We start from the raw sequence: 25,054 nt of genomic DNA on the forward strand, positions 1-25,054 counted from the left end.
GTGAGATTGAATAATATCATTTAAAGGATTGCTAGCAAGACGTTAGCATTGCTGAACAGTTTAACTAGCAAGAGAGCACTTTATGAATACCTCTATTAACCTTTCCCGCACCGGTGAATTTACATTGCTCTTATGCGCCACCCTTACAATTATGGTTGGGGCAGCTGTTGCACCGGGGCTGATTGCTATAGCAAAAGGGCTAAAATTTACTCAATACCCATCGTTACTCATCACGCTGCCTGCACTTGGAGCTATCATTTTCGCTCCGCTTTTTGGACGATGGATAGATAAACACGGGGCAAGAAAAACGCTGTTATTGAGCTTATGGAGCTACTGCGTGCTAGGCCTATCTGTTGTGTTGCTTAGCAGTGAAATTCTTATTGCTGCAAATCGCATAATATTAGGCGGGTTTGCTGCCGGTGTTATGGCTGCAGGAACGGCGCTGATATCTCAATGGTACAAAGGGGAAGCGCGCTTGAAAATGATTGCCAAACAAGGAATGGCTATCGAGCTCGGTGGCGTAATCTTTCTTTTTATTGGAGGGATACTAGCGCAGGCTCATTGGAAGGCGGCGTTTTTACTATACGGCATTGCAGCAGTATGCGCATTACTAGTTGTTTTTTCCATACCGAGTAGGCAAAAAATATTAACGTCTAGAAATCGCACTAGCGCTCATAAAGCGAAAGACGTTGTGTCCAGTTTTTCTGGTATCAAATCCATTCTTAGCTTTGCTGTATGCGCGATGGCGCTATTTTTCAGTATGGTTGTCTCTTTACCTCAACATCTTGAAGCGCTTGGCTACTCGGAAGCGCATATCGGTTACATATTGTCGTATATATCACTGGTTGCTGTGGTTGCAGCTTCGTTATTGCCTAGGTTTGTTAAAGCGATAAAAGAGAAAAGAACACTTTCGCTTTCATTTCTTTGCTTTGGCGCAGCGTTGTTTGTTTTCGGGAGTTTTAGTGAAATACAGGCAATATTGCTAGCAGCGACGTTCGCGGGTACAGGCTTTGGCCTATCAATACCACTACTCAATCATGCGACTGTAGAAATAAGCCAAGAGGAAAATAGAGGTAAGAATCTCTCGTTCTTTGCGATGGCAGTCTTCGCTGGACAATTTTTCACGTCGATTATCGACTTTCTTCCTGTAAACCTAAACCTGGTGTTTTTTATTTTCTCAGCAGTGGCAGTGTGCATATCTATTGGCGCTTTCTCATCAACACTATTTTCAACACTTCTTAGCAAGTTAGACACAAATAGCCACTAAAACGCTTTTTTAATAAAAAACTTATGCATGTTCTTGCCTACTTTTCAAAATGGGTACTACGCTTATCTCATGTGTGCAAAGTCAGTTAATCATAACGTTGTTACCCAGCTTGGCTAACAACGTTATGTTGTCCTTGCGCTAGGCATTTTGCCTATTGGCGCTCATATAGTGTGTCCAGCGCTTTGTAATTCGTGAACCAAGTAACGTGCTTAATTATGAAAGAGTACTGTTGAAGTTAAGTCGCAGTGTTTTTTCAAGGAGAGTTTTTTTGTCATCTAATAACTTACCTTCAATGCAGCAAGGGGCTTTAAAGAGCATATATGTACTTTGTGTAGTAGGCATAGCTGCTTCTTGGGCTTTGTTCTTTTTTGTGTCCGCGCTCACAGCGCTTGCGGTACTAACAGGCGTAGTTGTCTTTAGTGCTTTCGCTTATAGCAAAAGTGCGGATGACGTTGACGAGATCTATCCAAATAACGACTCCCTAGGGCAAAGCGAACAAGCGGGTAGTGCTGATATCAAAAAAGCGAGCGATGAGCTTGCTCTGTCTTTAAGCACATGCGACAGCAATTTATCGTCCATCAAGTCTACCCAAGATGACGCCGTTGAAACTTTATCCAATGCCTTTAGCAGCTTAAAAGCCCTTGTTGCCCAGCAAATTCAATGCATTGACGCTTTATTGAGCGTTGATAGTGCGCAAACACAATCATATTCAGAACGCATGCGTACGTTCGCACAAGAAACTGACGGAACCTTAACCGAATTTATCGATTCAACCGAGCAAATGTCCTCTTCAACAAAACACCTTATGGAGCAGGTGCAAACTATCCAACAGGCCATGCCTACGGTTATTGACGCGCTTAGCGGTATTGATGATATCGCCGCGCAAACTAACTTATTGGCTCTAAATGCTGCGATAGAAGCGGCAAGGGCAGGCGAAGCAGGTCGAGGTTTTGCGGTTGTAGCTGATGAAGTGCGCGCATTATCAACACGCTCTACACAATTTAGTGACGTCATTAAAACCCAAGTTGAGAACATTCGTAGTTTGGTAGACAAACTCACCGATACTGCAGAATTTGTAGCCTCGCAAGATATATCTCAGGTTGTTAATGCTAAATCACACATTAGTGATCAACTGGCCGAAATCATTAGAAAAGCAGAAGCGGATCTTGTAACTACAAAACAGATTGAAGATATAGGTTCACAGCTTGATGAGTCGATAAACGCCGCTATTCGAGGTATGCAATTTGGCGATATAAATGGCCAGCATATCCAGTATACCCAAGACATGATTTCGTTCATTAAAGAGCAGTTGGCAACGTTAGATGCCAGCAATATTGAGCGTTTTGTCAACGCATTAAATGAGTACCAAAAAGGGCTCGCTGCGAAAGGTAAAAATGATCACAACCCGGTGTCTGCAACCTCTATGGACGCTGGAGAAGTTGAATTGTTCTAAGCTAAGAAAGGACAGGAAGCACTGTCAGTAATGACATATTTTGGAGAAGTGAGCATATGAGCAAACATATTTTAGTTGTCGACGATTCAGTGTCGATTCGTCAAATGGTAGAGATGACATTAAAGGGCGCCGGATATACCGTCACCACAGCACAAGACGGTCAAGAAGCGCTGGATAAATGTAAGGGGCAGCAATTTAACTTTGTACTCACTGATCAAAACATGCCTCGTATGGATGGCCTTACGCTTATTAAAAATTTGCGTGGTTTAGGGGCCTACAGCAGAACCCCAATTGTCATGCTTACCACAGAAGCGGGCGACGATATGAAAGCGAAAGGTAAAGCTGCGGGAGCAACTGGCTGGATGGTAAAACCTTTCGATCCAAACAAACTTCTTGACGTTACTAAGCGTGTCTTAGGTTAAGCCCATCTTCTAATACCTTAAGTCTGGAAGGATTCAGAATGAGCATCGATATTGAACAGTTCCATAGTGTGTTTTTCGACGAGAGCGACGAGCATCTCGACGATATGGAACAGCTATTGATGAGCTTAGACGTCGAGTCTCCCGATCCTGAAGAACTCAATAGTATTTTTCGAGCAGCCCATTCCATTAAGGGCGGTAGCGGTATTTTCGGCTTTGATGCGTTGATGAACTTAACGCATGTGATGGAAAATTTACTCGACAAAGCCCGTAACAATGAACTTAGCGTCACAGCTGACATTGTAAATGTTCTTTTAGAAACTCTAGACGTTTTAAAAGACACCTTAAACGCCTACCGTGATGAAACTGAAATTCCACAAGAAGGCATCGATGAGCGCATAAAAATACTCAACGGTGTTATTAACGGGCAAGCCACTGGTGTTGAATCAGATGGCAACTATAGGTCTACTGAAGTAAGCGCAAACGCGCAAAACGAAAGTGAACAGGATGATGGTTTTGGCTTCTTTGATGATGAGCCTTCTGAGGCTAGTTCATCTACTGACGACGGTTTTGGCTTTTTCGATGAAGAGCCTGTTCACAATCAATCTAGCGAAAGCAGCGAAGCAGACGATGATGGCTTTGGCTTTTTTGATGACGTATCTGATAACCGCGATCTTCAAGATAGCGAAACTACCCAATCGTCACCACAAGCTGATGAAGGTTTTGGGTTCTTTGATGATGAAGAAAACCAAAGTAACCTTGTCGAGTCTCAAGCGGAAAAATCAGAAGCCGGAAAAGCTGAAAGTGGCAACAAAGAGGAAAGCCAAGGCTTTGGCTTTTTCGAAGACGTACCTTCGGCTAGCCACATAAATACTGCTGTAAACACAACTAACGATCACCAAAGGCAAAGCGCCAAGCCCTCTCAAAATTTAGCAACAGCATCTAACGATGTAAAAGCACCACAAACGGGGGCTGGCGCTACGCCTGCAACGGCTAAGAAGAAAACTAAACCTTCTGCGAAAAAAAGCACCGCCCGAGAGTCGGCTTCAATTCGAGTAGACACCACAAAAATTGACGCCATGGTTAACTTGGTGGGAGAACTAGTAATCACCCAATCAATGCTATCTATGATAGGACAAGATGTTGATGGGCAAGTTGGCGAGCGGCTACAGCTTGCTATTGATGAGCTACAGCGCAACACCCGGGAAATTCAAGAGTCGGTCATGTCTATGCGCATGCTTCCGCTAACTGCAACTTTTAATCGCTTCCCCCGTTTAGTAAGAGACCTAGCAGGAAAGTTGGGTAAACAGGTTGAACTGGTACTTCAAGGTGGCAGTACGGAAATCGATAAAAGCCTAATTGAAAAGATTGTCGACCCGCTTACTCACTTAGTGCGCAATAGCATTGATCATGGCATCGAAATGCCAGAAAAGCGTACGGCTGCCGGCAAGCCGGAAAAAGGCACGGTTATCTTAAGTGCCGAGCAAAAGGGCGGCAGTATTATCATCAGTATTATTGACGATGGTGGTGGTCTACACCGCGACAAAATTCTTGATAAAGCGCGAAGCAACGGGCTTGCCGTATCAGACGATATGCCAGATTCAGAAGTATGGCAGTTGATTTTCCAGCCTGGCTTTTCAACCGCTGAAGCTATTACCGATGTATCGGGCAGAGGGGTAGGAATGGATGTGGTGCGTCGCAATATCGAATCAATTGGCGGACGCATTGATATTGAATCGAGCGCTGGAGAGGGCTCTGCTTTTTTCATTCACCTGCCGCTTACGCTTGCCATTGTCGACGGCATGTGTGTGTCAGTAGGTAAGCAAATCTTTGTTGTTCCTCTTTTAAATATTATTGAATCTTTCCAGCCCACAAAGCAGCAGCTTAAAACCTTGGGTAACGACACCGTACTTTACATTCGAGACCAATATTGGCCTTTAGTGCCTCTTTACGACTTTATGGAAGTAGAAGATGCAGCACTCTCTCCAACAGAGGGCATTGTGGTGTTACTTGAAAGCAGTAAAAAGCGCTTTGGTATTTTGGTTGATGCACTAGTGGGCCAGCAGCAGGTGGTCATTAAAAGTTTAGAGGAACACTACCGTAAAGTGGCTGGAATAGCGGGGGCAACCATTATGGGTGACGGTAAAGTCGCACTTATCATTGATGCAGACTCCATCGCTACAACCTACACCTCCAGCCAAATAGAGGAGTTACTTTCATGAGTGAAACTGCCTTGCATCAAGCGGTTACTGGCGGACAAGACAAAGAATACTTAAGTTTCGTGCTTGGTGATGAGCATTACGCCTTGGACATAACAACAGTGAAGGAAATCAGAGGATACGAACAAGTTACCAAAATTGCGAATGCGCCAGCGTTTATAAAAGGCGTAATTAATTTACGTGGTGACATAGTTCCTATCGTGGATTTGCGTATTAAGTTTAACGTAGGCGAGGCCACTTATAACGACTTCACAATAGTGATAATGCTGAACATTCAAGAGCGCATTGTTGGCATCGTGGTAGATGGTGTATCCGATGTTATTCGCTTGTCTGAAGAGCAAGTACTTCCGCCACCAGAGTTTGGCGTAGCCTTTGACAGCAGATATCTACACGGCTTAGCTGATGTGGATGAAAACATGGTCATTCTGGTGAACATTGAGAGCTTAATAACCAGCGAGGAGCTGGGTTTAGTTGCACCTGATAGCGTTAACGACGACGCGTAGTTACAAGGTCCTTCACTAAACGGAAACACCTGACATTGGGAAATATTAGTTATGGGCGTATTTAATTTTCTTAACGGCGAAGAATTAAAAATAGCGAAGCACGACGCGCTATTAAAGTCGAATATTTTAAAGGCGAGTGCCTCAAACTTGTTGGTTATCGACAAGTCTGGGGTTATTCATTACTGCACACCGGCATTCCTGCATATGGCAAAAGCCTACTCTAAAGACTTTTCTGTCGGCGATGGCGAATCCACATTATCAGGAAAGCACATTGACGATATTACAGTCAGTGCAGGCACAGCAGAAAATCCGTCTTATTTACTCACCCATTCTACAGGTGGTAACAAGCAGCTTGTTTCACTTGCTGAACATAGCTTTTGCGTAAGTACATCAGCAATAACAGCGGACGAAAACGGCACTCAGCTTTTCGTTAATGAATGGCAGGACAACACAGAAAATAAACGTAACAAAGGCATGGTCGATGCCATTATGCGAAGCCAAGCTGTGATCTCCTTCACTACAGATGGGGAAATATTATCGGCTAACGACAACTTTCTATCCGCCATGGGTTATAGCGAGGCTGAAGTAGTAGGAAAGCACCATCGTATTTTTGTAGATAGTGACTACGCACAGAGCGATGAGTATAAAGCGTTTTGGACAAAGCTAAAAAGCGGAGACGTACACAGCGGTGAGTTTTGCAGAATCAATAAGCAAGGCGAAGAGGTATGGATCCAAGCTACCTATAACCCTGTGTTTGACGACAACGGCGAGGTGGATTACATCATTAAATTTGCCTCTGACATTACTGCACAAAAACAGAAAAATGCAGATTTTGAAGGGCAAATTACCGCCATTAACAAATCTCAAGCCGTAATCGAGTTCGACCTAGAGGGAAATATTTTAAACGCCAACGAAAATTTCCTTGCCGCAATGGGCTATAGCCTGTCAGAAATTAAAGGGCAGCATCACAGTATGTTTGTCGACCCAAGCTACAAGCTAAGTGCAGAATACGCTGCTTTCTGGCAAAACTTAAAGGCAGGAGAGCATACCGCGGGTGAATACAAACGCATTGCCAAAGGTGGCAAAGAGATATGGATCCGTGCGTCTTACAACCCCATTTTTGATAGTACAGGCAAGCCATTTAAAGTAGTTAAATTTGCCACCGACGTAACGCAAGATAAGCTAAGAAACGCGTATTTCGAAGGGCAAATTAACGCTATTAGTAAATCTCAGGCGGTTATCGAGTTTGATGTAGACGGCAATATCATTACCGCTAATGACAACTTCCTCAACACTATGGGCTACCGCCTAGACGAAATTAAAGGTAAGCACCATCAGTTATTTGTAGATGAAGAAACCCGGCAGTCAGAGTCGTACCAGCGTTTTTGGTCTGAACTTAAAGCAGGCAAATTCTTCTCTGGCGAATTTAAGCGAGTAAGCAAGTCGGGTAATAGCGTATGGATCCAAGCTTCTTATAACCCAATAGAAGACATGAACGGTAACCCGTTTAGGGTAGTAAAGTACGCAACTAATATTACCGAAGATAAACTGAAAAACGCCTACTTTGAAGGTCAGTTGAACGCCATAAGTAAGTCTCAGGCTGTCATTGAATTTGACCTTGAAGGCGTAATCTTAAACGCGAACAGCAACTTTTTAGCCGCGATGGGCTATACCCTTGACGAAGTAAAAGGTAAGCACCACAGCATTTTTGTAGATCCTGCTTTTAAAAATAGCCCCGAATACGCAGCCTTCTGGGAGCAATTGCGTCAAGGGGTTTATGCCAGCGGCGAATATAAGCGTTTCGACAAATCAGGAAAGCCAGTTTATATCCAAGCCTCTTACAACCCCATTTTAGACCAAAACGGCAAGCCGTTTAGAGTAGTGAAATACGCCACAGATGTAACGGGTAGAACCTTAGCAGTAGAAAGTATCAAATCTATTATGGCTAGCCTTACAGACGGTGATTTATTGAAAACAATAGATGAGCCACTAGATGGTGATTTCAAAGTACTCGGTGAATCCATCAACCACTTTATTGGCGAACTACGCGACACCATAGTGAAAATTCACACAGCTGTTGAAACCATCGATACTGCTTCAAACGAGATAGCCACGGGTAACGCCGACCTGTCTAGCCGTACCGAGCAGCAGGCTTCAAGCTTAGAAGAAACTGCCTCAGCCATGGAAGAACTAACGGGAACGGTGAAGCTAAATGCAGAGAATGCTGACCAAGCGAAAGGATTGGCAAGTCAGGCGTCGGATGTAGCATCTGAGGGCGGCAAAGTTATTGAACAAGTGGTGCATACCATGGGGGAAATTAATGACTCTGCCCAGCGTATTTCCGACATTATCGGCGTAATTGATGGCATTGCCTTCCAAACAAACATACTTGCACTAAACGCAGCCGTTGAAGCGGCAAGAGCGGGCGAACAAGGACGCGGATTTGCAGTTGTTGCCTCTGAAGTAAGAACGTTGGCCCAGCGCTCTGCAGAGGCGGCAAAAGACATTAAGGCGCTAATTTCAGCATCGGTGGAAAAAATTGGCGATGGCAATGTATTGGTGAATAAGTCTGGTGAAACCATGGCCAATATCGTCACTGCCATAAAGCGTGTTAACGACATTATGTCTGAAATTGCTGCTGCCTCATCGGAGCAAGCCACAGGCATTCAGGAAGTGAGCAATGCGGTGGTTCAAATGGACGAAATGACCCAACAAAATGCTGCCTTAGTTGAACAGGCAGCGGCAGCCGCTGACAGTATGCGACAGCAGTCGGGTGAACTCGCGCAGCGAGTATCTGTTTTCAAAGTAGGAAATAGTCGAAAGCCCGAACAGACCTCTGAGGTGCGCTCGTTAAATGGTAGCAGTGGGTTACCTAAAGAGCGCGAAGTGCCAAAGCAGCGAATTAAAGCGCTGAATCCAGCTGCGCCTGATGCGTCGGATTGGGAGGCATTTTAGTGTATGTCGGCCATACCAAGCACGGACGCGCAAAGAGAGTTTTCGTATAGCCGAAGAGATTTCGAGCGGGTAAAAGGTCTGCTTTTTAAACAAGCAGGTATTAACCTAGCCGACTCGAAAGACGCGATGGTTTATAGCCGCCTTGCGAGGCGGCTGCGCACGCTCGAAATAAATAGCTTCAAAGAATACTTAGCTTATGTTGGAAGCAATGACGATGAAATGGAGCACTTCATCAATGCGCTTACCACCAACCTGACTGCGTTTTTCAGAGAGCCACATCACTTTGAAGCGCTAGCAAATTTTCTTCGAAAGCGACCGCAAACTAAACGTATTTGGTGTGCTGCAAGCAGCACGGGTGAAGAGCCTTACAGTATTGCGATGACGGTGGCGTCTGTGTTTGGCACCTTTACGCCCAACATACAAATACTTGCCACAGACATTGATAGTAAAGTGTTGCAGAAGGCCCGCCAAGGCGTTTATGCCCAAAACAGTATTAGTCAGCTTTCTTACGATTATAAAACCCAATTCTTCTACAAAGGTAAAGGTTCGCAAACCGGAAGAGTAAGGGTGGTAGATGAGCTACGAAAAATGGTGCAGTTCGAGCCGCTCAATTTAATGTCGCCAAACTGGTGTTTAGATGCGCCGATAGACGTAATTTTTTGCCGCAACGTTATGATTTACTTTGACCGTCCTACGCAGCGTAAAATTTTAGCGCGTATGGTGAAGTTAATGTGTAGTGACGGCATGTACGTAGCAGGGCATTCTGAAAATTTCACTATGTACCCTGAACTGGTGGCGCCCATGGGGAAAACCGTTTATCGACCCGTTGTTTAAAGGGAACTTGTAGTATGAGTCAGGATGAAAACCCCATACGTTATTTTGATAATCGCCTTCAAAAAGAAGCGGTGAAGCTCCTGCCGGGGCAATACTATGCTACTGCCGCAGACAAAGCTTTGGTAACTATCCTTGGTTCGTGTGTTGCGGCGTGCATTTTCGATCAAGAAAAGAAAATTGGGGGCATGAACCACTTCATGTTGCCAGATCTCAATTTCACTACCAATCTCGACGCCTGCTTAGCCACAAAGTACGGCGTGCACGCTATGAATATGCTGATAGACCAACTCGTGCATTTAGGCGCGCGTCGTAACAAGCTGGTGGCTAAAGCATTTGGCGGCGGAAAAGTCTTACCAGGGTTTGTGCAACAAGACATTGGGCGAGTAAATGCAGAGTTTGTTTTAGAGTATTTAGATAATGCAAATATTCCCCTTGTTAGCAGTGATTTGATGTCTACCTATGCTCGAAAAATTTACTATTTTCCGGCAGACGGAAAAGTGTATATGAAGCGAATTCGCGAGTTCAATAATGCTACGCTTTACGAGCGTGAATCTACGCATCGTGTTCTACTTTCTGAGCAAGCGAAGACGGGTGTTATTTCATTTTCGGAACAATCACATGCCTATAAAAGTTCTCGTCGTTGACGACTCTGCCTTAATACGACAAATTCTGTCAGAAATCGTCGCTAAAGCGCCAGGGTTATCATTAGTTGGCGCAGCACCCGATGCCTACGTAGCAAAACGGATGGTACAAGAGTTTAGGCCCGATGTTATTACCCTAGACATTGAAATGCCGAAGGTAGATGGACTTCGCTTTTTAGAAGTGATGATGAAGGCGATGCCAACCCCAGTGGTAATGATTTCCACGCTCACTGAACGAGGTGCCGATGCAACGTTGCGCGCCCTAGAATTGGGAGCGGTTGATTTCATGGCAAAGCCAAAACTAGGTGTGGCGCAAGGTATGACCGAATATGCCGCAGTTATCGTTGAAAAGATAAAGGCAGCGGCCCACTCAAAGTTAAGCCATCCCACCGAAACTCGCTGTACTAAGCACGCTTCCATGCGCTATACCGGCACTGAAAAGCTTATTGGAATAGGCGCTTCAACTGGGGGAACCGAAGCGATCAAAGATGTCATCATGCATTTTCCTCGCAATGCTCCAGCAACTATTATTTCCCAACATATGCCTCCGGGTTTTACCACCACCTATGCTAAGCGTCTTGATAACCTTTGTGAAATAACGGTGCGAGAAGCGCAGGGTGGAGAGCGCTTATTGCCAGGCTTTGCCTATTTAGCGCCAGGTAATAAACATTTAAAAGTAGAGAGAAGTGGTGCCGATTACCGCTTGAGCCTTGATGATGGCCCTAAGGTATCAGGGCATAAGCCCTCAGTTGACGTCATGTTCGATTCACTTGCTGAGCACGCAGGGGCAAATGCTGTGGGTGTATTGCTTACCGGGATGGGGCGCGACGGGGCAAAAGGTTTAAAGAATATGCACACTAAAGGCGCTGTCACCTTCTGCCAAGATGAAAAAACCTGTGTTGTATACGGCATGCCTAAAACCGCTGTAGAAATGAATGCTGCAAGTTTCATAAAACCCTTAGAAGAAATTTCAGACGCTATACTTGATACACTCGAAGCATTAGGAGCGGGTAGTCGGCTTTAAGTAGTTTTATATCTTCTGACGCTTTTACAAATCCTCCAAGTACTTTTCTTATTGTAGATTCCATACGCGATGGGCGTACTTATATTAGCGAATGTCGCAAATGTCATTAATGCAATAAGTTAACAAAAATATTCAAAAGTATAATTGTTAGAGGTGAAAATTAGACCATAATTTGACTGTGTTTTGTACAGCTGTTAACGCAGAAGTAACAATTGAGGTGAAATCGTGGTCGCCATTGCAGCAAATTATTTAGATAACTTCTTTTCTAGTAAGAGCAATGCTTTCGTTGTGGCGTTTTTAATGATGTTAGGGAGCTGGACTTTATCCTTTACGTCAGTATCACATTTGGGGCTCGTGCTTAGCTCCGCTTGCGTGGTTTTTCTGCTGTTCGTACTACTAAAAGTAACTAATTTAAGTCAGGCAACAGCAACGCCTAACGCTAACGATTCAACAGAGTACTACTCTCCTTCTCATGAGACTTCGCTAGCTTCTGATTCAATCAGTATTGCAGTATCCGAGGCGAGCGACATATTATCAGTCACCTCATCAAATATTAGCGACATTTTTTCAACGCAAAGCGATGCGGTGGCGACGTTAAGCGAATCCTTTATTTCTCTTCAATCCCTGCTTGGCCAGCAAGAAATTAGCATAAACAATTTGCTAAAAGACGATGATAACAGTGACTGCGCTTACGCCGACAAAATGCGTTCATTCGCGTCAGACACCGATGCAACACTAACGCAATTTATCGCCTCAACTACCCAAATGACCGACTCTACAAGAGCGTTAGAAACCCAAGTTCAAACTATTCAGCAAGCCATGCCTACCGTGATTGAAGCGTTAAGCGGCATTGATGATATATCTTCACAAACCAACCTACTAGCGCTAAACGCAGCTATAGAAGCTGCGCGTGCAGGTGAGGCTGGTCGAGGATTTGCCGTTGTCGCAGATGAAGTCCGTGCGCTATCTACCCGTTCTACGCAGTTTAGTGACGTAATTAAAACCCAAATAGAAAATATCAAGTCGCTTATCGATAAACTAACGGAAACTGCTGAAGTCGTTGCGTCTCAGGACATTTCTCACGTGGTGAACGCAAAAGATGCGATTAGCGAACAGCTCAAAGGCATTATCAAAAAAGCAGAAGCTGATATACAGGGCGCAAGCGAGCTTGAAGCCATCAGGCAACAGCTTGCCGACTCCACAGCAGCCGCCATTCGCGGCCTTCAGTTTGGCGATATAAATGGCCAAAACCTTACATATACCCGAGAGATCATTGAGTTCGTTGTTGAACAACTTTCGCAGCTGTCCCCAGAAAGCGCAACGCGTGTTCGAGAAAATCTAGAAAACTATCAACACTCGCTTACTGAAAAAGGGCAAGCAGACCATAACCCAGTTTCTGCGACTTCTATGGATGCGGGTGATGTAGAGCTTTTTTAGCGGTAACGAAAATCTCTACAAAGCAAGGTAAGAGCAGTTTTGACAATTCAAAAGGTGATTGAATTATGAGCAAAAGCATATTGATTGTTGACGATTCTGTATCTATTCGTCAGATGGTTGAAATGACCCTCAAGTCAGCGAATTACAAAGTAACTACGGCTCAAGATGGGCAAGACGCGTTAGACAAGTGCCAGGGGGCTCGTTTCGACTTTGTACTGACCGATCAGAACATGCCTCGCATGGATGGCTTAACGCTGGTTAAGTCTTTAAGAGAGTTATCTAATTTTCGTTCGACGCCAATTGTGATGCTTACCACAGAGGCTGGCGACGATATGAAGGCTAAAGGTAAGGCTGCCGGAGCCACAGGGTGGATGGTGAAACCTTTTGACCCGAACAAGCTGTTAGATGTGATGAAACGAGTGTTGGGCTAATCGAACGTCGGTTTTAATAGGGCAAGTGGGAGTTAACCATGACCATTGATGTAAACCAGTTTCACGGTGTGTTTTTTGATGAGAGTGATGAGCACCTCCAAGACATGGAGCAGTTGCTCATGACCTTAGATGTGGATGCTCCCGACCCCGAAGAATTAAACAGTATTTTTAGAGCAGCTCACTCCATAAAAGGCGGAAGCGGAATTTTTGGCTTCGACGCGTTAATGAACCTCACACATGTCATGGAGAACCTGCTCGATAAAGCCCGCAACCAAGAGATTCAGGTAACGGCAGAAATTGTTGATATTTTCCTGCAAACCCTTGATGTACTAAAAGACACCATGTCTGCTTATAAAGAGCAGACAGAACTTCCTCAAGCACAGATTGACGCAAGCATAAAAGTACTCGAAGAGACGCTTGCTAGCGCTTCAGGTGAAGTCGTGCATGAGCCTAGTGATCAAACCGAAGATATTGAAGGTGCTTCGGACAACGAGATTGAAGGTTTTGGCTTTTTCGATGATGAAGAAACTGAGTCGCAAAGCATCACTTCTGAAACTTCGCAAAATCAAAAAGAAGCAGAGGAAATTGAGGGTTTTGGACTCTTTGAAGATGATGAAGTAGCAGCGGAGAAACAGGCTGAAGCGGCGCCTGAAGTTAACAAAAACGATGAGGGCTTTGGCTTTTTCGAACCAGAAAACCTTCCTATTAAACCAGATGTAACACAATCTACACCGGCACAAGCCACCCCCAAACAACCTATCGTTAAGCCAGTCAAAACCAAACCTAAAGTGGCAAAAGAAGCCGCATCAATTCGTGTAGACACAACAAAAATCGATGCCATGGTTAATTTAGTTGGCGAACTTGTTATTACTCAATCCATGCTTTCTAACGTAGGCCAGGAAGTTGAAGGACAGGTAGGTGAACGTTTACAGCTCGCAATAGACGAACTACAGCGCAATACCCGTGAAATACAAGAATCGGTAATGTCTATGCGCATGTTGCCAGTGAACATGACATTTAATCGCTTCCCTCGCGTTGTACGTGACCTTTCATCAAAGCTAGGCAAAAAAGTCGATTTGGTTATTCAGGGGGGCAACACTGAAATTGATAAAAGCCTTATCGAAAAGCTGGTCGACCCGCTTACTCATTTAGTTAGAAACAGCATTGACCACGGTATCGAAAGCCCTGAAAAGCGCCTTGAAGCAGGTAAATCTGAAAACGGAACCGTTATTTTAAGTGCAGAGCAAAAAGGTAGCAGCATCATTATCGGCATTATTGATGACGGTGCAGGCTTAAATAAAGCGCGCATTTTAGATAAAGCGACACAAAATGGGTTAGCCGTTACGCCGGATATGCCAGACAGTGAAATTTGGCAGCTTATATTCCAAGCGGGCTTTTCTACCGCCGCTGAGGTCACTGATGTATCAGGTCGTGGCGTTGGTATGGACGTAGTGCGCCGAAATATTGAATCTATTGGCGGACGCATTGAAATCGAATCGTCGCAAGGCGAGGGCTCAGCCTTTTATATCCACTTACCACTAACGCTCGCCATTGTAGACGGTATGTGTGTGTCAGTTGGCGATCAGATTTTTGTCATCCCGCTGCTCAACGTAATCGAGTCTTTCCAGCCTACAGCTTCCCAAGTCAAAACACTTGGTAACGACAAGGTACTGTGGATAAGGGACCAGTACTGGCCATTGGTGTCACTTACCCAATTGATGCAGGTAGACGACGGTATTATCGAACCAACTCAAGGCATAGTGGTACTGCTAGAAAGCAGCAAAAAACGCTACGGCGTATTGGTGGATTCTCTGGTAGGTCAACAACAAGTCGTCATCAAGAGCTTAGAGCAACATTACAAAAAAGTCGCAGGGATCGCAGGCGCTACCATTATGGGCGATGGCAAGGTCGCGATGATTTTGGATGCCGATTCGGTAGCAGCAAATTGTACCAATATCCCAAATGAAGAGGTTTCACTATGAGCGAAGCAGCATTACAGCAAGCCGTTAGTGCGTCGAAAGAGAATGAATTTTTAAGTTTTGTATTAGGTGAAGAACACTACGCCTTAGACATCACGACGGTGAAAGAAATTCGCGGCTATGAGCAGGTTACCAAAATTGCCAATGCGCCAAGCTTTATTAAGGGGGTGATAAACCTTCGTGGCGATATTGTACCTATCGTGGATTTGCGGATTAAGTTCAATGTCGGCGAAGCCACCTACAACGACTTTACTATCGTCATTATGCTAAACGTCCACGAGCGAATTGTAGGTATTGTCGTCGACGGCGTGTCTGACGTAATACGTCTTTCGGAAGAAGACATGCTTCCTCCCCCAGAGTTCGGAGTGGCGTTCGATAGCAAATACCTTCACGGGCTGGCTGATGTGGACGAACACATGGTTATTTTAGTGAATATTGAAAGCTTAATTACAAGTAACGAATTGGGTTTAGTTGAAACAAAAACACAAACGGTTGAGGGCTGAGACAATGGGAATCATGACGTGGTTAGAAGACTTCACGAAGGCAACGGACGTTAACCAAGCATTAAGAAACAAACAGGCCCTTGATGCCACAACGTGTTGCATCATGATGGCCGATGCAGACAGAAATATTATTTATGCCAATCAGTCGGTAAAAACACTGCTTAAAGAAAATGAAAAGAAGCTACAGGCTGTTCTTCCCAGCTTTTCTGCTGACAACCTTGAAGGACAGAACATCGATCAGTTTCACCGCAACCCGTCTCATCAACGTAATATCCTTGCAGAACTAAAGTCAACGATGACCTCTACAATAAACATAGGCGACTTGAACTTCAAACTTACGCTAACCCCTCTTTTCGACCAAGATAACAAAAACATAGGCACTATGGTTGAATGGGTTGATCAATCTGAGTTGCTTATCAAAAGCACCATGCTAGACGCGCTTAACAATGCGCAAGCGGTTATAGAATTTAATGCAGATGGCGTAATTCAAAACGCTAACGAAAACTTCTTGAATGGTCTTGGCTATAGCCTTAACGAGATCGTAGGCAACCATCATAAGATGTTTTGTGACTCTCAGTATATTCGTACTGAAGAGTACGCACAGTTTTGGCGCGACCTTAAAGCGGGCAAGCTGCAAAGTGGCGAGTTTTGTCGCTTTGATAAAATGGGTAAGGAGGTTTGGATCCAAGCGACCTACAACCCAGTATTTGGTGGTGATGGCAAGGTCATTCGCGTAGTGAAATTTGCCACCGATATCACCGAAAACAAGCTTCGTAACGCGTATTTCGAAGGGCAAATTGAAGCAATAAACAAAGCACAGGCGGTTATCGAGTTCGATCTTGACGGAAAAATTTTAAACGCCAACGAGAACTTCACCAACACTGTTGGCTACAACTTAGATGAAATAGTAGGCAAACATCACAGCATGTTCGTTGATGATGAATACAAGCGCAGTGTTGAGTATAGCCAATTTTGGGAGCAGTTACGCCAAGGCGTATTGTTTACCGATGAGTTTAAGCGCGTGGGCAAAGGCGGTAAGGAAATTTGGATCCAGGCATCTTATAACCCCATTTTAGATCAAAATGGAAGACCGCATCGCGTAGTAAAATATGCCATCGACATTACGGGCAGAAAGCAAGCAATAAGCGATATCAAGACCGCCATGAATGAATTAGTTCAGGGCAATTTAGACTGTCGCATTGAGCATGAGTTTGACGGCGAATTTAAAGAGCTAGGCACATCAATAAACCGTTTTATTGACGATATGCGCCGTATTATCGGTTCAATCAGCGATGTAATGACTCGCTTATCCGGTGGTGATTTAACTGCAGAGCTTGATGAACAGTTCCAAGGCGAGTTCCAAATATTGGGTGATGCCATAAACCAGTTTGTCGCTGAAATGTCTGGCACTATCGGTTCTATCTACCAAGCAGTAGAAACCATTAATACTGCTTCGTCTGAAATAGCCACAGGTAACTCTGACCTTTCAAGCCGTACCGAGCAACAAGCGTCTAGTCTTGAGGAAACCGCGTCAAGTATGGAAGAGCTTACAGGTACAGTGAAACTCAATGCTGAAAACGCCGAGCAAGCTAATAGCTTGGCTTCGCAGAGCTGCGATATCGCGACTAAAGGCGGTGAGTTAATTCGTCAGGTGGTGGATACCATGTCGTCAATTAACGAGTCAGCCCAAGAAATTTCAGACATCATCGGTGTTATCGACGGCATTGCATTTCAAACCAATATACTTGCATTAAATGCTGCTGTAGAGGCGGCTCGAGCAGGCGAGCAAGGCCGAGGCTTTGCAGTAGTTGCATCAGAAGTAAGAAGCTTAGCCCAGCGCTCTGCAGAGGCGGCAAAAGAAATTAAAGAGCTTATTTCAGACTCAGTGAGCAAAATTGACGGGGGGAATAAACTCGTCAATCAGTCTGGCGATACTATGGAAGAAGTGGTGACCTCTATTAAGCGGGTCAACGACATTATGTCAGAGATTGCTGCAGCAAGTTCTGAACAAGCTTCAGGCATTGAAGAAGTCAGTAAAGCGGTAGTGCAAATGGATGAAATGACGCAGCAAAATGCGGCGCTGGTAGAAGAAGCCGCGGCAGCTGCTGAAAGCTTGCAACAACAATCCGGTAATCTATCCGAGCGTGTGTCGGCGTTTAATATTGGTGATAAAGCTGCTGTTGCAGAAACGAGACCACAACAAGCGCCTCAGGCTGTGTCAGAGAAAAAAGTGGCTTCCGTAGCCATGCTAAAAACGAATAAAAAGTTAGCTCCTAAAGTACCGCACAACGACGAATGGGAGTCTTTTTAGTTAACTAAAGGCGAATTCTTCAAAAGGGAGTTCGCCTTTTTTATTACTTGCAGTTTTATTCAGCGCTTCAAACACGTAGCGCTACTAATATGATAGGTGATGCTATGGGTGTTTTTAATATATTTCACAATGAAGAGTTGGTGGCTGCTCAAAGTCTTTCTCGTTTTCAGGAGCAGGCGTTGAGTGAGAGTACGGCATGTTTAATGTTAGTGGATGCATCGGGAACGATAACCTTTGCCAACAAAGCATTTAGACAGCTCGCAGCAGAGCATAGCGCACAGTTTTCTCGCTCACTTCCTAACATTAATCTTGAGGAATTGACCGGCACTTCTATCGCAAGCTTTTTTGCTAATAATAAAGAATTGAGCCAGCGATACAGCACCTGTAATAGTAGCGACACCTTTTTACTGCCAGTAAGCGACCTGCTGTTTACGCTAAAACTCACCACAATCAAAAGCGTAGAAGGTGAGAAACTTGGCACAATGGTGGAGTGGATAAACGACCAGGAGTTACAGCAGAAATCAGCTTTGCTGGAGGGCCTCGACCGTTGCCAAGCTATTATTTCCTTTACACCAGAAGGTATAGTTGAAAACGCTAACGACAACTTTCTAAAAGTAACAGGTTATTCGAAAGAAGATATTGTAGGTAAGCATCACCGTCTATTTGTGTTACCAGACTATGGTGTATCTGAAGAATATAACCAATTTTGGGAAGATCTGAGAAATGGAGAACGCAGCAGTGGAGAGTATTGTCGCGTAGCGAAAAACGGTGACAAAATTTGGATCCAAGCTTCTTACAATCCTATCTACGATAAGTTGGGCAATATTGTTCGCGTTGTTAAATTTGCCACCGACATTACTGCGCAAAAGCGCAAAAACGTAGACTATGAAGGCCAGATAAACGCCATCGATAAATCGCTAGCTGTCATTGAGTTTGACCTAGAAGGGGTAATTCAACACGCCAACGAAAACTTCTGTGCTACAACAGGTTATGACCTCAGTGAGATAAAGGGGCAACATCACAGTATGTTTGTCGAGCCGAATTATAAAATGAGTCCCGAATATGCGGCGTTTTGGCGAGATTTGAAAAAGGGTGAGTTTAAGTCAGGGGAATTTAAACGCGTAAAAAAAGATGGCAGCGAGCTATGGATCCAAGCGTCTTACAACCCTATTTTTGATGAATTCGGTCAACCCCAGAAAGTGGTGAAATACGCCTCTGACGTTACTGAACAAAAGCTGCAGAATGCATTTAACACCGGTCAGATAAATGCGATCAGCAAATCTCAAGCAGTCATCGAATTCGACCCGAACGGCAACATCGTGACCGCAAACGATAATTTTTTGGCCACGGTTGGGTATGGGCTAGACGAGATCCAAGGCAAGCACCATAGAATTTTCGTCACTAAACAAGAGTGTGAATCTGAAGAATATCGCACCTTTTGGAAGAAATTGGCTGAAGGTCAGTTTTATTCTGGTGAGTTTCACCGTATTGCAAAAGATGGTTCTGACGTATGGATTCAAGCGACCTACAATCCCATCTTCGATATGAATGGCAAGGTAGTAAAAGTAGTTAAATACGCCAGCAACATTACCGAACAAAAGGTTAAAAATGCGTATTTTGAGGGGCAGTTAGCCGCCATTGGAAAGTCTCAGGCGGTCATTGAGTTTAACATGGACGGCATTATCCAAGATGCCAATGAAAACTTCTTAAATACAGTGGGCTATACCCTTGAGGAGATTAAAGGGAAGCATCACAGTATGTTTGTCGAACCGTCATATCGGGCTAGCCCTGAGTATGCGGAATTTTGGGATGCATTGCGCAGTGGCACCTATTCTTCTGGTGAGTACCGCAGAGTTGGCAAAAACGGCAAAGAGATTTTTATACAAGCTACTTATAACCCCATTTTAGATCACAACGGTAAACCCTTCCGCGTCGTGAAATTCGCTACCGACATTACAGGCCGAACTCAGGCAGTTGATGAAATTAAGCACGTGATGACTAGGCTTACAGAAGGAGATCTTACGGTTAATATTGACCACGCATTAGATGGCGACTTTGCTGTGTTAGGCGAAGCAATAAATCAATTTATCAATGAAATGCGTGGCACCATCACCAATATTAATGAAGCGGTTGAGACTATTAATGTAGCGTCAGGCGAGATAGCAACGGGCAATGCTGACCTATCAAGCCGTACCGAGCAACAGGCGTCAAGTCTTGAAGAAACTGCGTCGAGCATGGAAGAGCTAACTGGAACCGTTAAGCTTAATGCCGAAAATGCCGAGCAGGCAAACTCTCTTGCTGCGCAGGCAAGCAAAATAGCGTCTCAAGGAGGGGAGGTTATCGGCGAAGTGGTGGATACCATGACGCAGATTAATGATTCTGCCCAAGAGATATCAGACATTATCGGCGTTATCGATGGGATTGCCTTCCAAACTAACATACTGGCATTAAATGCTGCGGTTGAAGCAGCGCGCGCTGGTGAGCAAGGGCGAGGTTTCGCGGTTGTTGCCTCTGAAGTGCGTAACCTAGCGCAGCGTTCTGCCGAAGCTGCGAAAGATATTAAAGAGCTCATTTCTGACTCGGTGAGTAAAATTGCGAGCGGCAACCAGTTAGTGGTGAAGTCTGGCGATACCATGGCAGAAGTTGTGACCTCAATCAAACGAGTAAACGACATTATGTCTGAAATTGCGGCGGCGTCTGCAGAGCAAGCTGCGGGGATAGAGGAAGTCAGTAAAGCCGTAGTTCAGATGGATGAAATGACCCAGCAGAACGCTGCGCTGGTGGAAGAGGCCGCAGCCGCCTCAGACAGTCTTAAACAACAATCGCTGCAGTTGAATGAACGGGTTTCTGTATTTGAAGTAGGAAAAGGGCTAAGCAGTGATCAGCAGCATATAGCGACTCTTACTCACGGGGGCTCTCGCCAGCAGCGCTTATCTGCAGCACCAGTTCAGCGATTGTCTCAAGCCCAGGCGCTAACTCCGGCTATGCCAAGCGAGGCCGAGTGGGAGTCATTCTAATGACAGCGGCTGTATCAACAAAAGATAGCACTAGGGAGTTCGCCTTTGAAAAGGCGGACTTCAAAAACGTGCAGCAAATGTTATTTAAAAAGGCAGGAATAAACCTATCTGATGCCAAAGAAGCAATGGTCTACAGCAGGCTAGCCCGTCGGATAAGGGCTAGAAACTTGCGTAGTTTTAATGACTATCTTGCTTTAGTGAACACCTCGGAATCGGAGTTGGAGCAATTTATCAATGCGCTTACCACGAACCTTACCTCTTTCTTTCGCGAGCCGCACCACTTTACCGCGTTGGCTGATTATCTAAGACAGCACAATGTTACCAATATTTGGTGTGCTGCCAGTTCTACTGGTGAAGAGCCATATTCAATCGCGATGGTGGTAGCGGAAGCCTTCGGAAGTTTTAAAACACCGGTTAAGATCATTGCCTCAGACATAGACAGTAAAGTGCTAGCTAAAGCCAAAGCCGGTGTTTATCCCTTAGCCTCGATAGCGAAAATACCGCAACATCGACAAAAGCAGTTCTTTCACAAAGGCAAAGGTACTAATGAAGGAAAGGTCAAAGTGGTCGATGAGCTTCGCAATATGGTGCAGTTTAAAAAACTAAACCTCACCGACACAAAGTGGGATGTGAAGGGGCCGCTAGACGTTATATTTTGCAGAAATGTAATGATCTACTTTGACAAACCAACGCAGCTAAAAGTACTACAAAAAATGGTGAGTATGTTAAAGCCGACGGGGTTATACATGGCTGGACATTCTGAAAATTTCAATATGTATACTAATCTTGTTAGACCGGTGGGGAAAACTATTTATCGCCCAGTCGGTTAGGAGAGATTGTGGCGTCACCCAATTTTGAACTGCCAATAACTTATTACGACAAGCGTTTTTCTAAAGAAGCGGTAAAGCTTTTACCCGGTCAGTATTTTGTTACCACTAAAGACAAAATGCTGGTCACGGTGCTTGGCTCTTGTGTAGCGGCTTGCTTGTTCGACCCTTATACGGGGTTTGGTGGTATGAACCATTTTATGTTGCCTACCGTGAATAAATCGGCAGGTGAATTTGAGCAAGTTCAAGGAATGGCAGCAAAATACGGCGTTCACGCCATGGAAATTTTAATTAATGAACTCGTTAAGGTAGGCGCACAAAAGAACCGGCTAAAAGCAAAAGTCTTTGGCGGCGGTAAAGTTGTACCTTCTTTTGTTCAAAACGACGTGGGTAAGTTTAATGCCGAGTTTGTAACTCAGTTCCTAGAAACCGAAGGCATACCTATTTTAGCCAGCGACTTGTGCGACGTTTATGCGCGAAAGGTGTATTTTTTTCCAGACAGCGGCCACGTGATGATGAAGCGTATTCACGAGCTCAACAATGCAACAATTATCGAGCGAGAAAGTCAGCACCGCTGGGAATTATCTAAGCAGGCGCCAAGCGGCAGCGTAGATTTATTTGAGGACTAGTTATGACAATAAAAGTATTGGTAGTAGATGATTCAGCGCTTATCCGCCAAATACTCAGCGAAATAATAAAAAGCGAACCTGACATGACGCTGGTAGGCGCAGCGCCCGATGCGTTTGTTGCCAAAAAATTGGTGCTTGAAAAGGCCCCCGATGTCATAACATTGGATATCGAAATGCCAAAAGTAGATGGTTTGCGCTTTCTGGAAGTGCTAATGAATGCTAGGCCAACCCCTGTGGTTATGATTTCTACGCTGACCGAAAAGGGGGCAGAAGCCACCTTGCGATCGCTGGAGTTAGGTGCGATTGATTTTGTTGCTAAACCAAAAATTGGTGTGGCACAAGGTATGGCAGAATATCACGAGTTAATAGTCGATAAAATTCGAACTGCCGCACGTTCAAAAGTAAAAAAAGCCTCGCCAGCTAAAGTATCTTCCGTGAATAAGGTGAGTTACTCAGGAACAGAAAAGCTCATTGCAATAGGTGCTTCTACAGGTGGTACTGAAGCTATTAAAGAGGTACTGCGAACCTTTCCTGCTAATGCCCCAGCAACAGTGATTACGCAGCATATGCCGGCGGGCTTTACCTCTACCTATGCACGGCGGCTAGACGCTGTGTGTCAAATGCAGGTAAAAGAGGCGAAGGGAGGCGAGCGTTTACTTCCTGGACAAGCGTATTTAGCGCCAGGCGACAAGCACATGGAAATAGAAAGAAGTGGTGCAGATTACCGTATCAGACTTACTGACGGTGCGCGGGTTTCGGGTCACAAGCCCTCTGTTGATGTATTGTTTAATTCGTTGTGTAAAAGCGCGGGTAATAACGCGATAGGCGTATTGCTAACGGGGATGGGGAGTGATGGCGCTATCGGCCTTCATGAGTTATTCAACGCAGGCTGCGAGACCTTTTGTCAGGATGAAGCAAGTTGTATAGTTTTTGGAATGCCAAAAGTAGCCATCGAAAAGGGAGCGGCAAGGCACATAACTAGCCTTGATGATATGGGTAAGGCAGTTATGCAAACGGTTGAAAAGCTTTCCGCTGGCAGTCGCTTGTAGTGTTACAAGGTATAGGGCATAAAACGTGTCTTATTCCCTGTTTCATGTAAAAGGATTGTTATGCTTCCCTTGTCCCTAAAAAGCTAAGGTGTTTTAATAGCATTGCTTAATAAGTAGGTAATGCTGCTTCAGAATGCTGTTGCTGAAGCCGATACTATGGATAGGCTTACTTGGAAGTGCGTAAAAATATAAAAATCGATACGTAAGTGGAATGGTAAGGTGAAGCATTGTCGCCATAATAATATAAAAGACAATGGTTTATGTGTGATAGTGGCGGGAAAGTATACAAGGTTTTATTACTACGTATATTTTGCTGTACCTAATAACAAAAAAAGGCCTGCTATATTCCTTACAGATTTGAGAGCAAGTATATGCTCATTCTTACGGTAAAACACTAACCCGAGATAATAACGAGTAGTTGGGGACTCTTATGAAACAGCAAACGCTAATTGCGCTATCAGCCTTAATATTTTCTTCTTCAGTTCTAGCTAACGGCGGCTTTGAACCGAATAAGAAAGCATGTGTTAATGTCGGAAAAGAAATTACTCGCGTAAGCACTGAAATGGACGTAGCAAAGTCTGGTATTCAAAAATCATGGCTTAAGCGCCAATTAAATGCATTAGAAACTAAACGCAACTCATGTAGTACAAAAGGCTTTAAAGCTAACCGTCCAGAGTTAGCAAAGCTTTAATTGCGAAGCGTGTTTAGAAACAAAAAGTCTTACCTTGGTAAGACTTTTTTTGTTTGTAGAGTAAATGAAGTTAGTCAGTCACTATACCTATTAAATCATTTAGCGAACTAATACTGTGATCAGGTGCAAGCCCTAACGGGTACATCATTTTGCCCGAACGCTCTACAAATGTAGTTTGCATACCTGTCGCCTTAGCGCCGCTTACATCCCAGCCATGGGCCGCTACCATCATGGCGTCTTCGTTCTTCACATTAGCCTGTTGGCAGGCCCAGTGATAAACCGCTGCATGAGGCTTGTAAGTTCGTACGCTTTCCACACTCAATACATGAGAAAAATACGGCTTAATATTGGCATATTCCAGCTGCGCATCCAGCCCTGCTTTTGATGAGTTTGAAAGTGCCACTAGGGAGAATCCCGCACTTTGAAGTGCCTTCAACGCTGGAATAACGTCACTATGAGCGGGTAGCTTGGTTATATGCTGTTTAATGGTGTCTTTCGCGGTAGTTTCATCAAGGGCTATCCCTTTACTGTGGGCTACCATGGTAAGCACTGCCGCGCCGATATCAATAAAATCATGAAACTGCCCCGACGTTACATCCACCAAACTATGGTGAAGCAAGTTAGCAAACCATAAGTCGACCAGTGTCTCATCGCCGTTTAATACAGATGCTAAGCCTGTTTTAATAGCCTGCATGTCTAAGAGTGTTTCATTGATATCGAAAAAAATAACCCTTGGCGTCACAATTCACCTTCCTATTATTAATGACTGGAAACGTCGCGTGTTGTCCTAACGCGCCTGTTGCTTATACCACTGTAAAACAGAATTGGTTTTGCTAAAGGCCTAGACGACCAATGTCGATGGATT

General features: G+C 44.6%; 20 protein-coding genes. 19 read left to right on the top strand and 1 reads right to left on the bottom strand.

What is annotated here, in order from left to right; translation table 11 throughout:
- Positions 1-82: 82 nt before the first annotated feature.
- The 19 genes from IW644_RS18150 to IW644_RS18240 all read left to right on the top strand — a co-directional run bounded on the left by IW644_RS18150 (position 83) and on the right by IW644_RS18240 (position 24,189).
- Positions 83-1,267 (top strand): MFS transporter, encoded by a 1,185-nt coding sequence (locus tag IW644_RS18150; RefSeq protein ID WP_269918784.1) that lies wholly within the window; start codon positions 83-85, stop codon positions 1,265-1,267.
- Positions 1,268-2,048: 781 nt separating this feature from the next.
- The gene (locus tag IW644_RS20035) at positions 2,049-2,720 is read left to right on the top strand and encodes a methyl-accepting chemotaxis protein (protein ID WP_442864467.1); all 672 of its coding nucleotides are present in this window, start codon (positions 2,049-2,051) and stop codon (positions 2,718-2,720) included.
- 56 nt (positions 2,721-2,776) lie between these two features.
- Positions 2,777-3,142 (top strand): response regulator, encoded by a 366-nt coding sequence (locus IW644_RS18160; RefSeq protein WP_071950567.1) that lies wholly within the window; start codon positions 2,777-2,779, stop codon positions 3,140-3,142.
- Positions 3,143-3,180: 38 nt separating this feature from the next.
- On the top strand, positions 3,181-5,361 hold the full coding sequence (locus IW644_RS18165; RefSeq protein WP_269918786.1) for a chemotaxis protein CheW: 2,181 nt from the start codon (positions 3,181-3,183) through the stop codon (positions 5,359-5,361).
- Positions 5,358-5,861 carry a chemotaxis protein CheW gene (locus IW644_RS18170; protein WP_025256887.1) on the top strand — a complete coding sequence of 168 codons (504 nt, stop codon included), beginning with the start codon at positions 5,358-5,360 and terminating at the stop codon, positions 5,859-5,861. Before IW644_RS18165 ends, IW644_RS18170 begins: the two co-directional genes overlap by 4 nt.
- A 51-nt stretch (positions 5,862-5,912) precedes the next feature.
- Positions 5,913-8,816, top strand: coding sequence for a methyl-accepting chemotaxis protein (locus IW644_RS18175; protein ID WP_269918787.1), 2,904 nt, complete (start codon positions 5,913-5,915; stop codon positions 8,814-8,816).
- Between the two features lie 3 nt (positions 8,817-8,819).
- A complete protein-coding gene (locus tag IW644_RS18180; RefSeq protein WP_269918788.1) occupies positions 8,820-9,650 on the top strand; it encodes a CheR family methyltransferase in 831 nt (276 codons plus the stop codon).
- Between the two features lie 14 nt (positions 9,651-9,664).
- A complete protein-coding gene (gene cheD, locus IW644_RS18185; RefSeq protein WP_179982083.1) occupies positions 9,665-10,294 on the top strand; it encodes a chemoreceptor glutamine deamidase CheD in 630 nt (209 codons plus the stop codon).
- A complete protein-coding gene (locus tag IW644_RS18190) occupies positions 10,269-11,315 on the top strand; it encodes a protein-glutamate methylesterase/protein-glutamine glutaminase (RefSeq protein ID WP_269918789.1) in 1,047 nt (348 codons plus the stop codon). Before cheD (IW644_RS18185) ends, IW644_RS18190 begins: the two co-directional genes overlap by 26 nt.
- A 225-nt stretch (positions 11,316-11,540) precedes the next feature.
- On the top strand, positions 11,541-12,752 hold the full coding sequence (locus tag IW644_RS18195; protein ID WP_269918790.1) for a methyl-accepting chemotaxis protein: 1,212 nt from the start codon (positions 11,541-11,543) through the stop codon (positions 12,750-12,752).
- 65 nt (positions 12,753-12,817) lie between these two features.
- Positions 12,818-13,183 carry a response regulator gene (locus IW644_RS18200; protein ID WP_269918791.1) on the top strand — a complete coding sequence of 122 codons (366 nt, stop codon included), beginning with the start codon at positions 12,818-12,820 and terminating at the stop codon, positions 13,181-13,183.
- Between the two features lie 38 nt (positions 13,184-13,221).
- Positions 13,222-15,165 carry a chemotaxis protein CheA gene (locus tag IW644_RS18205; RefSeq protein ID WP_269918792.1) on the top strand — a complete coding sequence of 648 codons (1,944 nt, stop codon included), beginning with the start codon at positions 13,222-13,224 and terminating at the stop codon, positions 15,163-15,165.
- Positions 15,162-15,665 (top strand): chemotaxis protein CheW, encoded by a 504-nt coding sequence (locus tag IW644_RS18210; protein ID WP_179982088.1) that lies wholly within the window; start codon positions 15,162-15,164, stop codon positions 15,663-15,665. The genes IW644_RS18205 and IW644_RS18210 overlap by 4 nt, the downstream gene beginning before the upstream one ends.
- Before the next feature lie 4 nt (positions 15,666-15,669).
- Positions 15,670-17,976: a methyl-accepting chemotaxis protein gene (locus IW644_RS18215; protein ID WP_269918793.1), complete on the top strand. Its 2,307-nt coding sequence runs from the start codon at positions 15,670-15,672 to the stop codon at positions 17,974-17,976.
- 104 nt (positions 17,977-18,080) lie between these two features.
- Positions 18,081-20,993 (top strand): methyl-accepting chemotaxis protein, encoded by a 2,913-nt coding sequence (locus IW644_RS18220; RefSeq protein ID WP_269918794.1) that lies wholly within the window; start codon positions 18,081-18,083, stop codon positions 20,991-20,993.
- Positions 20,993-21,823: a CheR family methyltransferase gene (locus IW644_RS18225; RefSeq protein WP_269918795.1), complete on the top strand. Its 831-nt coding sequence runs from the start codon at positions 20,993-20,995 to the stop codon at positions 21,821-21,823. Before IW644_RS18220 ends, IW644_RS18225 begins: the two co-directional genes overlap by 1 nt.
- An 8-nt stretch (positions 21,824-21,831) precedes the next feature.
- On the top strand, positions 21,832-22,449 hold the full coding sequence (cheD, locus tag IW644_RS18230) for a chemoreceptor glutamine deamidase CheD (RefSeq protein WP_269918796.1): 618 nt from the start codon (positions 21,832-21,834) through the stop codon (positions 22,447-22,449).
- A gap of 2 nt (positions 22,450-22,451) precedes the next feature.
- Entirely contained in the window at positions 22,452-23,498 is a 1,047-nt protein-coding gene (locus IW644_RS18235; protein WP_179982093.1) for a protein-glutamate methylesterase/protein-glutamine glutaminase, read from the top strand.
- Positions 23,499-23,928: 430 nt separating this feature from the next.
- The gene (locus tag IW644_RS18240; protein WP_179982094.1) at positions 23,929-24,189 is read left to right on the top strand and encodes a hypothetical protein; all 261 of its coding nucleotides are present in this window, start codon (positions 23,929-23,931) and stop codon (positions 24,187-24,189) included.
- A gap of 70 nt (positions 24,190-24,259) precedes the next feature.
- Here IW644_RS18240 and IW644_RS18245 read toward each other — a convergent pair whose 3' ends face one another.
- Complete coding sequence (locus IW644_RS18245; protein ID WP_269918797.1) at positions 24,260-24,931, bottom strand: haloacid dehalogenase type II; 672 nt, start codon at positions 24,929-24,931, stop codon at positions 24,260-24,262.
- Positions 24,932-25,054 lie beyond the last annotated feature (123 nt).

Source organism: Alteromonas sp. PRIM-21 (genome assembly GCF_027563165.1).
Classification (GTDB): domain Bacteria; phylum Pseudomonadota; class Gammaproteobacteria; order Enterobacterales; family Alteromonadaceae; genus Alteromonas; species Alteromonas macleodii_A.

Coding starts and splice junctions, on each gene's coding strand:
- IW644_RS18150 (WP_269918784.1), top strand. CDS start 83: ATGAATACCTCTATTAACCTTTCCCGCACCGGTGAATTTACATTGCTC.
- IW644_RS20035 (WP_442864467.1), top strand. CDS start 2,049: ATGTCCTCTTCAACAAAACACCTTATGGAGCAGGTGCAAACTATCCAA.
- IW644_RS18160 (WP_071950567.1), top strand. CDS start 2,777: ATGAGCAAACATATTTTAGTTGTCGACGATTCAGTGTCGATTCGTCAA.
- IW644_RS18165 (WP_269918786.1), top strand. CDS start 3,181: ATGAGCATCGATATTGAACAGTTCCATAGTGTGTTTTTCGACGAGAGC.
- IW644_RS18170 (WP_025256887.1), top strand. CDS start 5,358: ATGAGTGAAACTGCCTTGCATCAAGCGGTTACTGGCGGACAAGACAAA.
- IW644_RS18175 (WP_269918787.1), top strand. CDS start 5,913: ATGGGCGTATTTAATTTTCTTAACGGCGAAGAATTAAAAATAGCGAAG.
- IW644_RS18180 (WP_269918788.1), top strand. CDS start 8,820: ATGTCGGCCATACCAAGCACGGACGCGCAAAGAGAGTTTTCGTATAGC.
- cheD (WP_179982083.1), top strand. CDS start 9,665: ATGAGTCAGGATGAAAACCCCATACGTTATTTTGATAATCGCCTTCAA.
- IW644_RS18190 (WP_269918789.1), top strand. CDS start 10,269: ATGCCTATAAAAGTTCTCGTCGTTGACGACTCTGCCTTAATACGACAA.
- IW644_RS18200 (WP_269918791.1), top strand. CDS start 12,818: ATGAGCAAAAGCATATTGATTGTTGACGATTCTGTATCTATTCGTCAG.
- IW644_RS18205 (WP_269918792.1), top strand. CDS start 13,222: ATGACCATTGATGTAAACCAGTTTCACGGTGTGTTTTTTGATGAGAGT.
- IW644_RS18210 (WP_179982088.1), top strand. CDS start 15,162: ATGAGCGAAGCAGCATTACAGCAAGCCGTTAGTGCGTCGAAAGAGAAT.
- IW644_RS18215 (WP_269918793.1), top strand. CDS start 15,670: ATGGGAATCATGACGTGGTTAGAAGACTTCACGAAGGCAACGGACGTT.
- IW644_RS18220 (WP_269918794.1), top strand. CDS start 18,081: ATGGGTGTTTTTAATATATTTCACAATGAAGAGTTGGTGGCTGCTCAA.
- IW644_RS18225 (WP_269918795.1), top strand. CDS start 20,993: ATGACAGCGGCTGTATCAACAAAAGATAGCACTAGGGAGTTCGCCTTT.
- IW644_RS18235 (WP_179982093.1), top strand. CDS start 22,452: ATGACAATAAAAGTATTGGTAGTAGATGATTCAGCGCTTATCCGCCAA.
- IW644_RS18240 (WP_179982094.1), top strand. CDS start 23,929: ATGAAACAGCAAACGCTAATTGCGCTATCAGCCTTAATATTTTCTTCT.